This is a genomic window from Catenulispora pinistramenti (assembly GCF_018274385.1).
Classification (GTDB): domain Bacteria; phylum Actinomycetota; class Actinomycetes; order Streptomycetales; family Catenulisporaceae; genus Catenulispora; species Catenulispora pinistramenti.
Genome location: NZ_JAAFYZ010000457.1, coordinates 1 through 1,952, shown reverse-complemented (window position 1 = coordinate 1,952; position 1,952 = coordinate 1). Strand labels below are relative to the sequence as shown.

Genomic DNA, 1,952 nt, shown 5'->3' with positions numbered 1-1,952 from the left:
TCAAGGTCAAGTGTGTCACGAACATGGATCGGAGCTGATGTGTAGGTAGTTGCTTCGTGATGTGGTGTTCCACGGGAGATGAAGGTTTTGTGGCCCTTCGGAGCCGTCCTCGCCGGGATGGCTTCAAACCGCCTCATGCTGCGTTGGGGTGAAGACCGTCGTGGTGAGCGATGAGGAAAAGGCGCACGTGATGCGTCAGGTGGGGATCGGGAAGACGACTGCTGTCTGAGGCGTCGAAATGTTTAGGTGGCATCAGAACCGGGGTGCCTTGATCCATCCCGGGATGAGCTTGGCGGGTGCGGTGTTATTGGCCAGGCGGTGTCCGGCGTATAGGTGGCGTGAGCCTGGTCTGCGGCTTTCGTGGGGAACGTGAGAAGGCGTGTCGTGATACTGCCTGGGGCTTCAGTGGCCTGTAGGCGATAGGGAGAGGCATCGCGGTCCGGGCTGATTGCTTGTAGGCGGTGTGAGAGTACTGTTGCGCGGCGCGCTGGCGGACCGGCTCGTAGTAGTGGTGAAGCCCTGGTAATGGGGGTGGAGCGAAGGGGCCGGGTTGTTCGTGCCTGGTGTGTTTGGTTCAACCGGCGCATGGTCCGGGAGGGGCTTGATGGACGAGGTGAAAGCACAGGCCAAGCCGTTCGACATCTCCAAGGCGGAGGTGTGGGATGCGTGGGCGAAGGTGAGGGGGAACAAAGGCGCGCCTGGTGTGGACGGGGTGTCGATCGGGGTGTTCGAGAAGGATTTGGAGGACAACCTCTATCTGGTCTGGAATCGGATGGCTTCGGGTACCTATTTTCCGCCGGTGGTGAAGGCTGTGGCGATTCCGAAGGCTGGGGGTGGGACCAGGGTGTTGGGGGTTCCGACTGTGGCTGATCGGGTTGCGCAGACGGTGGTGGCCGGGTATCTGTCGGTTCGGGTGGAGAGGGTGTTCCATCCGGATTCTTTCGGTTATCGGCCGGGTCGTTCGGCGCTGGATGCGGTCGCGGTGTGTCGGGAGCGGTGTTGGAGATATGACTGGGTGGTTGAGTTCGATATCCGGCGCTTCTTCGACACGGTTCCGCACGACAAGGTCGTGGCTTGTGTGCAGGCCCATACCGATGCCCGCTGGGTGGTGTTGTATGTCCGGCGGTGGCTGGCCGCTGGTTTGTGCATGCCTGGTGGGGGCGTGGTTGATCGTGGTGAGGGAACTCCGCAGGGTTCTGCGGTGTCTCCGGTGTTGGCGAACCTGTTTCTGCACTATGTGTTCGATGCCTGGATGGCCCGGGAGTTCCCGGGGTGTCCGTTCGAGCGTTATGCCGATGACGGCGTGATCCATTGCCGCACGTTGGCGCAGGCCGAGCAGGTCTTGGCCGGGTTGCGGTTCAGGATGGCCGAGGTTGGTCTGGAGTTGCATCCGGACAAGACCGGGATTGTGTACTGCCGGGACAGTAACCGTCGTGGTGGCGGGCCCGGTCCGGGTCACCCGCACACGCAGTTCACGTTTTTGGGATACACGTTCCGGCCGCGTCAGGCGGTGGGACGCGGTGGGGTGTGCTTCACCGCGTTTCTGCCGGCGATCAGCAACGACGCCTTGAAGAGGCTGAGCGGTAGGGTGCGGTCTTGGCGATTGCATCGACGCACGGGTAGTGACGCCGCTGACTTGCGTGCACTGGTGAATCCGGTGCTGCGGGGGTGGATCAACTACTACGGGTGTTTCTACCGCTCGGCGTTGGACCCGCTGTTTTACCGCATCAACACCTACTTGCTGCGGTGGATCAGGAAGAAGTACCGGATCGGCTGGAAACAGGCCGTGCGTCGTCTTGCGGATGGCTATGCCCTGCGGCCCCGGTATTTCGCTCACTGGGTGATCACGCCCCCGGCTGGCCGGTGACCAGAACAACAAGAGCCGGATGACGGGAGACTGTCACGTCCGGATCTGTGGGAGCCCGGGGCTGAGATGCCCCGGGCCACCCGAC

At 62.3% G+C, this 1,952-nt stretch carries 1 protein-coding gene; it reads left to right on the top strand.

What is annotated here, in order from left to right; genetic code table 11:
* Nucleotides 1–604 precede the first annotated feature (604 nt).
* Nucleotides 605–1,867 carry a group II intron reverse transcriptase/maturase gene (ltrA, locus tag KGQ19_RS48430; protein WP_212022378.1) on the top strand — a complete coding sequence of 421 codons (1,263 nt, stop codon included), beginning with the start codon at nucleotides 605–607 and terminating at the stop codon, nucleotides 1,865–1,867.
* The last annotated feature ends 85 nt before the right edge of the window (nucleotides 1,868–1,952 follow it).